The following is a 7,092-nucleotide window of genomic DNA, read 5'->3' as shown; positions in this document are numbered from 1 at the left end:
TCAGGATTAACATGGAAGCTCTCTTTAGTGCGATTCTTATCGGATAAATATCAATTGCCTCTCAATTTACCCTCTAGTTGCGAGATTAATCAGGCAAGCCTTGCACTATCAGGGCGTTAAAGTCAAATTGAGCACCTATTAAGTACATAAATAACACCGAGTAAGTATTAGATTGATACTTAAAGCAAAGAAAGGATCTTGTATGTCAGTTAAGCAAGCACAGAAGAACAAGCGCCGTCAGGCGAGGAAGAAAGCAAAGGCAACGCATAAAACGCCCGTTTCCCATTCGCCAGCACCGGCACAAAATATCATTGATGGCGTTAAGCCTTTATTGATTGAGTACATTCAAAGTGAACAGCAATATTTGGATGTCTTTAAGTCGCTGGAACGTGGTCAGGTGTACCTAGTGGCAACAGAGGGACCAGACACTAAGCACATGGTGCTGTCAGAAGATGAGTATCTAAGCTTAATGCCAACAGAGGATAGAGCGGCACTGGCTGCGCATCTTGCTTTAGTGACGAATGAAAAAGTTGTTGGTTACACCGAAGACGATACCGGCTTCATGACGTACTGTTTAACGGACGATGAAGTACTCTAACCACTGATATTTTTGTATAGATGCTCGCTAAATGGCGGCGGTGAATAATGAGCATGTTCACTTAACTCTTAGGAGCATCTATGAAAACCTTCCTCGCCTCACTAAAGGCAAAACTCAGCCAATGCTGGTACTTCGTTCGTTACACTGACAAACTGCCATCGTGGCAAGCAGGTAACGCCCGTCTATTTATTATCACCCTTCGTAAAGGTAAAGAGCATGATATCGGCTTACTTGAGCATGAAAAGTGCCATGTAAAGCAGTGGTGGATGCTGTTTTTACCACTGTCAGTCGTTGGCTGGACGGGGCTACATTTCTTCTATGCCGATCCTGTTTTGATGATCGCCAGCACTGTGATTGCCGGATTAGCCCCCGCTCTTCATGTTTTGCTGTATCTGTTGGTGCGCCCTTATCGCCAGTGGGCTGAGGTGCAGGCATACCGAGTGCAGATCGCAAAAGGCAACTACAGAGACAATAGCTTTGCCATTCGGGCACTCTTGAATCCCAAATACAAGCTCAAGCTAACCGAGACCCAAGCGGCAGAATTGCTCGGGCTTTGACAACAAAGTTGTGTTGTACGGATAGGCGGTCAATCCGCCTATATTGGCTAAGATATCGTCAATATAGGGAATCACGATGAGTATACTTCAGGTCATTTCATTCTGCCTGATGTCATGGTTTTTCATGACATTGAGCGTCTATTTGTGTGTGGGTTTGTTTGGCAACAAAGAACAAGTGAAGTCGTTCCAGCTGTTTAAAGAGTTCAGTCTTTCTTATTTGCTGGTCATGGCATTGGCTTTATTTCTCATTCCCGACAAGGAGCCATTAAAGCAATTATTATGGAGTGTTGATTTAGGCTATGACTTAATATCAAGCCTGTCAGTGTTTCTCATGTTGTTTTATTCCATTTCAAAGATTGTCGGTTATTGGTTTGTGTCTCAGCCTGTCATTAATAATATTCCACTTCGTTCTGGTGAAGCCTTTTTGTTATTTCGGAAAGGGAACAATGAGAAGCAATATTTATCCATTGATGTGCGTGATATGGCGTCGGTATTACGTGCTAAACGGGCGTTACTGGCAGAAATACAAGACAGTGAAACCGTTCTCGATGCCACATGCCGGATTCAAGATCAGTACGAACAGGGCGGTTATGATTTGGTGATCGTCAATACCATGGGGGCGGGGTATGCCTTACGGGAGACATTAAAAACCCATTTGAGCCGTATTCCGGTTGTGGGGGCATTGCCGTCTGGTCCCGTGTCCGATTACCACGTTTTACCTGCCTAACTAACCAAGAACATCAATAAGCCGCCTTCGGGCGGTTTTTTATTGCCACCAAGAAACACCCAAACAAAACTTAATATTTAAAGTGTTACCGTGTCACTTTGTGGGTGGTTAAAAAATGCCCGCCTAGCTCTCAATTTCTGAGAACTGTCATTCTCGGAAATTGACAATTATCCCACTTTCCATCAATATGATTGCATATCCATCACTACACGTTGCCAGCATGATAGAAAATCAACTCTCCCTGTTGGGGGATTTTTCCGGCGTCAGACCGGATGATGTGAGAACCGCGATCCAAGCGGCACAGAAGAAAGGGATCAACGTTGCCGAGAACGAACAATTCAAGGCTGCGTTCGAGCACCTGCTTAATGAGTTCAAGAAAAGGGAAGAGCGTTATTCGCCTAATACCTTGCGTCGATTGGAAAGTGCGTGGACCTGCTTTGTGGATTGGTGCTTGGCAAATCATCGACATTCTTTGCCTGCCACACCGGATACCGTTGAGGCGTTTTTCATTGAGCGAGCTGAGGAGTTACACCGCAATACGTTGTCGGTGTATCGCTGGGCTATCTCCCGTGTTCACCGTGTCGCCGGCTGTCCCGATCCCTGCCTTGATATTTATGTAGAAGACCGACTCAAAGCCATATCACGAAAGAAAGTGAGAGAGGGCGAGGTCGTTAAGCAGGCTTCACCATTTAACGAGCAGCATTTACTGAAACTCACCTCGCTCTGGTACCGAAGCGACAAGCTGTTGCTGCGTCGTAACTTGGCGTTGTTGGCGGTTGCGTATGAGTCCATGTTACGGGCGTCTGAGCTGGCAAATATTCGAGTTAGTGACATGGAATTAGCAGGGGATGGTACCGCAGTATTAACCATTCCTATCACCAAGACAAACCATAGCGGCGAGCCGGATACCTGCATTCTCAGTCAGGATGTGGTCAGTTTGCTTATGGATTACACCGAAGCTGGCAAGCTGGATATGAGTGGTGATGGCTTCTTGTTTGTGGGTGTATCAAAGCACAATACCTGCATCAAGCCAAAGAAAGACAAAGATACTGAAGAGCTACTGCATAAAGCCATTACAACCAAAACGGTTGAGGGGGTGTTCTATTCAGCATGGCAAGCGCTGGACCTAGAACGTCAGGGTGTAAAGCCGTTTACTGCTCACAGTGCGCGTGTAGGTGCAGCACAAGACCTACTCAAAAAGGGCTATAACACGTTACAGATCCAACAGTCTGGACGATGGTCTAGTGGTACCATGGTTGCTAGATATGGCAGGGCAATATTAGCGCGTGATGGTGCAATGGCTCACAGTCGAGTCAAAACACGTACAGCGCCTATGCAGTGGGGTTCTGGTGGCTCAGGCTAGTATTTATTAAGTATCTATTGGGTATTGGGTAAGTATTTATTTGATATTGGTCAAGTATTGGCTTTCTTTTTGGTCGAACAAACGAACGTTGTTCGTTCGTTTATTGTGTTCGTTCGGATTGGTGCTTATACTTTAACCAGTTTTTAAGGGAAGCTAAACAATGACAACGACTACTATTGCCGACGCAAACTCGATTCAAGATCGAGTCAATGCTATTTGTAATGAACTCTATGCCAAAGGAACAAAGCCGACGGTGAGATTAGTGCTTTCTATGCTACCTGATGTGAGTAGCACAAGCACGGTTCATAAGTATTTCGCTAACTGGAAGAAAGAGATAGAGGCAAATCAACAATCCCTCTATGACAAGTTGGGCTTTTCTTCTGAGTTCACCCAGTCTTTCATGAAAGAGATAACACGTTTCAGTGTGGAAGCGGAGCAAAGATATAAAGAACAGGCTCAAGATGCTAACGAACAGCGAGATTTAGCGCTTGAAGAGTTAGAACGCAGCGAAGAACGCCTGCACAAGCAAACCGCTCTGATTGAACAGAGAGATAAAGAGATCAGAGAACTGCAGTCTGAGTTGGTGAAAGTTCAAGAAAACCTCAAGTCTCAGCTTGCTCAAGAACAAGAGTCAAATCGCGTTATCGTTCAGGAGTTGCGTCAACAGCTAGAGACGCAAACAGATGAAAATCGCGCTCTTGTTTCTACAAACGAAGGTCTACGTACTGACATTGCCAAAGCTGAGTTGAAGCTAGAGGGTAATAAGGAATACGTGGAAGAAGTGAAGTCACAAAATGCCATCCTAACTGGTGAGAATAAGTCTCTCAATACTGAAATCACGGCTCTGAATAAGCAGTTAGCCAGTCAAGAAGCCACTCTCTCTGGAAATGATAAGCTGATCAGCAGCCTTGAAAACAGTCTGGCAAGTTTGAAAGAAAACAACCAAGCGTTAGAGAAAGAAAAGCGCCAGTTGAATGAGAATGTAAGCACATTAAGACGTGATCTCGATGCAGCTCATCACCTACAGGCTGAAACAAAAGAAGATTTGGATGCTAGTCGCCGTCAGACCGAGAAGCTGCAATCTGATTCTGAAGAGCGTCTACGTTCACTTAATCAAACAATTGCCAGCCATGAAGCCACAATTAAGGGTAATGACAAGTTGATCGCCCAGATGGAGACATCGTTATCTAAATTGGAGTCAGTAAATTCTGAACTAACCCAAGAAGTTTCTCAGTTACGTGTAGATAAGGAGTCAAGATGAGCATCACCATTTATGGGACCGTCTTAGTACCCCAGTCAATGAGCGAGGCTGATGCTCAGACGCTTCAGCGTGAAATATCAGAACGTGATGAGTTTAAAGTTATTCGAGTGCAAAGGGATGTGACCCGCAAGGTTCATTTCATGTTTGAAGGTGAGCGCACGGTTGAATCAAAAGGGCTTGAGTACCCAGATGTTATGTTTGGTGCTTGGTGTGAGACTGGCGGCGATCCGTTTTTCTATGAGCCAGCATACAAACCTATTGCTTACTTCCTGAAAGATCGGGGCTATAACGTATTAAGTTATCCTAGAGAGAGATAAATATGAGTGACAGCATAGTGCAATTGTCCAATGTGTTTGGGGTTCTGAAAGAGAAATTGCCCACAATTGAAAATGAATTTGACCCGCTTGAGTTGGAAGTGGAAGAGCGTGAAGGCATTGTTGTTGACTACATCATTAACAAGGCGGGTAACGGTTATGTGTTAGTGATTGATGACCGAGATCTGACACCTGAACTGGTTACGCTTGAGTTTGAGTCGAGTGATGCCATTATTGCTTACTTTGAGAAAGGTCAACGCAAGCCTATGGTGCTTGATTCAGTAGAAAATTAGGAGGGATTTATGGCATCAAGTTCAGCGAAGCAACTAATGAAGGCGTACACGATTCAAGTCCAAAGTGCAGCTCGCCGTGTATCAGACCGTCACAATAATCAGAACAAAGCCTTTAAAGTGATTGATAAGCAATGCAACAAAGTTTATCCACGAGGTAAAGTCTGGGATAGAGTTGCGGAACTTTCGGATATTTGCCTTTAAATGACAACCTTTTGTTGTGGCGACAGGGTGAGCGCAATGCCACCCTAAGTCCGTTTTATCGAGTAGAAAGGAACGGACATGGATAAATTAGAACAGCTAGGTCAGCAGCTTGCCACGGCAATGAAACAAGCAGAACATGCGAACGTTGGCACAATTGGCAGTGTACATCACAAGATCAGCCCGTTAGCGTATGAGCTGGCAAAGAATACCAACCCTTATTTAACCCTCCTTAAAGAAAACCATGAGCGATTTAAGCACGAGCATGGGCGCCCAGCTGAGTACGTGTTTATGCCTTTGGAAATGTTGATGTCGCTTGTTGGCGACCTGCCACAAATGGAGCAGAAATTATTCTGGCTTTCAGATACCAAGAAGATTGAAGAAATGATCGTTAAGCTGACTGACGACGGTACATTGCGATTCTATTGAAGGGGCTTTGCGCCCCTACTGTAAGTTGTCAAAGCGAGAAATATTGCCGTCAAAACGAAGCGTAATGTTACCTACGGGACCGTTACGTTGTTTGCCTATGATGATCTCTGCCGTGCCTTTGTACTTGCTTCTGTCGTTGTACAACTCGTCACGGTAGATAAACATGATAAGGTCGGCATCTTGTTCAATAGCGCCTGATTCACGCAAATCTGAGTTGATAGGGCGCTTGTCTGGGCGTTGTTCCAAAGAGCGGTTAAGCTGCGACAAAGCAACCACTGGGACATTTAACTCTTTCGCTAATGCTTTGAGTGAACGGGAGATCTCAGAGATTTCCAAAGTACGGTTATCTGCTAGTGCTGGTACGCGCATCAATTGCAGGTAATCAACAACTATCATCGACAATCCGCCATGCTCCCGAGCAATACGACGAGCTTTAGCTCTCATTTCAGTCGGTGTTAAGCCTGCGCTATCATCAATGTAAAAGTTCGGCTTCCAATCGAGCAGACCAAGTGCAGAGCCGACTTGTGTCTCTTGTTCTTCATTTAGCTGTCCTGTTTTAATGCTGGTTAAGCTAACGCGAGACAGTGAAGAGACGAGTTTATCCATGATCTGACTCTTTGGCATTTCAAGAGAGAAAAGTAACACGGGTTTCTCTTCTTCCATGATGGCACTTTCACAGATGTTTAGCGCCATGGTGGTTTTACCATGCGATGGTCTAGCCGCTACCACAACAAAGTCTGACGGTTGTAAGCCTAGCGTCATGGCATCAAGCTCATCAAAGCCCGTTCTCATTCCAGTGATACTGTTGCGCTTGCTGGATTTGAATCGCTCCATCGTTTCTGCAATGAGGCTTTTGCCATCAAATACGTTGTCACTTTTGATACGAGCCTCAGAGATAGAAAGCACCTTCTTCTCTGCAAGATCGAGCAGTTCCTCTGGTTTTCTGCCTTGCGTATTGTATGCGGCGTCAGCGATTTCATTTGCAGCAGAGATCATGTGGCGCAACATAGAGCGCTCAGCCACAATGTCAGTGTAAGCAAGGATGTTGGCTGCACTAGGTGTGTTTTTGGCAAGGTCCGCCAGATACGCAAACCCACCAACATCATCTAATTGTTCTCTTTGCTCCAAGCGCTCAGACAAGGTGATAAGGTCTACGGGCGTTCTGCTATCAAATAACGAGCCTATAGCATCAAAGATAATCCGGTGAGGACGGCTGTAGAAGTCAGCTTTCGTCAATCGCTCGCTTACTGATTCCCAACGTTCGTTGTCTAAAAGCAAGCCACCAATCACGGATTGCTCCGCCTCGATAGAGTGAGGCGGGTGTTTAATATCGTCAAATTTGTTGTTCATAG

10 protein-coding genes are annotated in these 7,092 nt (G+C 45.2%); 9 read left to right on the top strand and 1 reads right to left on the bottom strand.

Annotated features, from left to right (window positions below):
* The first annotated feature begins 202 nt into the window (after positions 1–202).
* The 9 genes from R8N46_RS20820 to R8N46_RS20780 all read left to right on the top strand — a co-directional run bounded on the left by R8N46_RS20820 (position 203) and on the right by R8N46_RS20780 (position 5,740).
* Positions 203–598, top strand: coding sequence for a hypothetical protein (locus tag R8N46_RS20820; RefSeq protein WP_031847621.1), 396 nt, complete (start codon positions 203–205; stop codon positions 596–598).
* An 80-nt stretch (positions 599–678) separates the two neighbouring features.
* The gene (locus R8N46_RS20815; protein WP_110097039.1) at positions 679–1,155 is read left to right on the top strand and encodes a hypothetical protein; all 477 of its coding nucleotides are present in this window, start codon (positions 679–681) and stop codon (positions 1,153–1,155) included.
* Between the two features lie 76 nt (positions 1,156–1,231).
* Entirely contained in the window at positions 1,232–1,882 is a 651-nt protein-coding gene (locus R8N46_RS20810) for a hypothetical protein (protein ID WP_164368850.1), read from the top strand.
* 220 nt (positions 1,883–2,102) lie between these two features.
* Positions 2,103–3,245: a tyrosine-type recombinase/integrase gene (locus R8N46_RS20805; protein ID WP_318098513.1), complete on the top strand. Its 1,143-nt coding sequence runs from the start codon at positions 2,103–2,105 to the stop codon at positions 3,243–3,245.
* Between the two features lie 160 nt (positions 3,246–3,405).
* Positions 3,406–4,506: a DNA-binding protein gene (locus R8N46_RS20800; protein WP_318098512.1), complete on the top strand. Its 1,101-nt coding sequence runs from the start codon at positions 3,406–3,408 to the stop codon at positions 4,504–4,506.
* The gene (locus tag R8N46_RS20795) at positions 4,503–4,823 is read left to right on the top strand and encodes a hypothetical protein (protein ID WP_318098511.1); all 321 of its coding nucleotides are present in this window, start codon (positions 4,503–4,505) and stop codon (positions 4,821–4,823) included. Before R8N46_RS20800 ends, R8N46_RS20795 begins: the two co-directional genes overlap by 4 nt.
* A 2-nt stretch (positions 4,824–4,825) precedes the next feature.
* On the top strand, positions 4,826–5,113 hold the full coding sequence (locus R8N46_RS20790) for a hypothetical protein (protein WP_318098510.1): 288 nt from the start codon (positions 4,826–4,828) through the stop codon (positions 5,111–5,113).
* A gap of 9 nt (positions 5,114–5,122) precedes the next feature.
* Positions 5,123–5,314, top strand: coding sequence for a hypothetical protein (locus R8N46_RS20785; protein ID WP_318098509.1), 192 nt, complete (start codon positions 5,123–5,125; stop codon positions 5,312–5,314).
* A gap of 78 nt (positions 5,315–5,392) precedes the next feature.
* Entirely contained in the window at positions 5,393–5,740 is a 348-nt protein-coding gene (locus R8N46_RS20780; RefSeq protein WP_103412260.1) for a hypothetical protein, read from the top strand.
* 15 nt (positions 5,741–5,755) lie between these two features.
* Here the strand turns inward: R8N46_RS20780 and dnaB are convergent, their stop codons facing one another.
* Complete coding sequence (gene dnaB / locus R8N46_RS20775) at positions 5,756–7,090, bottom strand: replicative DNA helicase (protein WP_318098508.1); 1,335 nt, start codon at positions 7,088–7,090, stop codon at positions 5,756–5,758.
* Positions 7,091–7,092 lie beyond the last annotated feature (2 nt).

It is taken from the genome of Vibrio sp. 1874, assembly GCF_033344395.1.
GTDB lineage: Bacteria > Pseudomonadota > Gammaproteobacteria > Enterobacterales > Vibrionaceae > Vibrio > Vibrio alginolyticus.
This window is presented reverse-complemented; position numbering and strand designations above follow the sequence as displayed.

What these genes read in the sequence shown, in the direction of transcription:
- dnaB (WP_318098508.1), bottom strand. Translation starts at nt 7,090, where the DNA reads ATGAACAACAAATTTGACGATATTAAACACCCGCCTCACTCTATCGAG.
- R8N46_RS20805 (WP_318098513.1), top strand. Translation starts at nt 2,103, where the DNA reads ATGATAGAAAATCAACTCTCCCTGTTGGGGGATTTTTCCGGCGTCAGA.
- R8N46_RS20785 (WP_318098509.1), top strand. Translation starts at nt 5,123, where the DNA reads ATGGCATCAAGTTCAGCGAAGCAACTAATGAAGGCGTACACGATTCAA.
- R8N46_RS20795 (WP_318098511.1), top strand. Translation starts at nt 4,503, where the DNA reads ATGAGCATCACCATTTATGGGACCGTCTTAGTACCCCAGTCAATGAGC.
- R8N46_RS20815 (WP_110097039.1), top strand. Translation starts at nt 679, where the DNA reads ATGAAAACCTTCCTCGCCTCACTAAAGGCAAAACTCAGCCAATGCTGG.
- R8N46_RS20790 (WP_318098510.1), top strand. Translation starts at nt 4,826, where the DNA reads ATGAGTGACAGCATAGTGCAATTGTCCAATGTGTTTGGGGTTCTGAAA.
- R8N46_RS20820 (WP_031847621.1), top strand. Translation starts at nt 203, where the DNA reads ATGTCAGTTAAGCAAGCACAGAAGAACAAGCGCCGTCAGGCGAGGAAG.
- R8N46_RS20800 (WP_318098512.1), top strand. Translation starts at nt 3,406, where the DNA reads ATGACAACGACTACTATTGCCGACGCAAACTCGATTCAAGATCGAGTC.
- R8N46_RS20810 (WP_164368850.1), top strand. Translation starts at nt 1,232, where the DNA reads ATGAGTATACTTCAGGTCATTTCATTCTGCCTGATGTCATGGTTTTTC.
- R8N46_RS20780 (WP_103412260.1), top strand. Translation starts at nt 5,393, where the DNA reads ATGGATAAATTAGAACAGCTAGGTCAGCAGCTTGCCACGGCAATGAAA.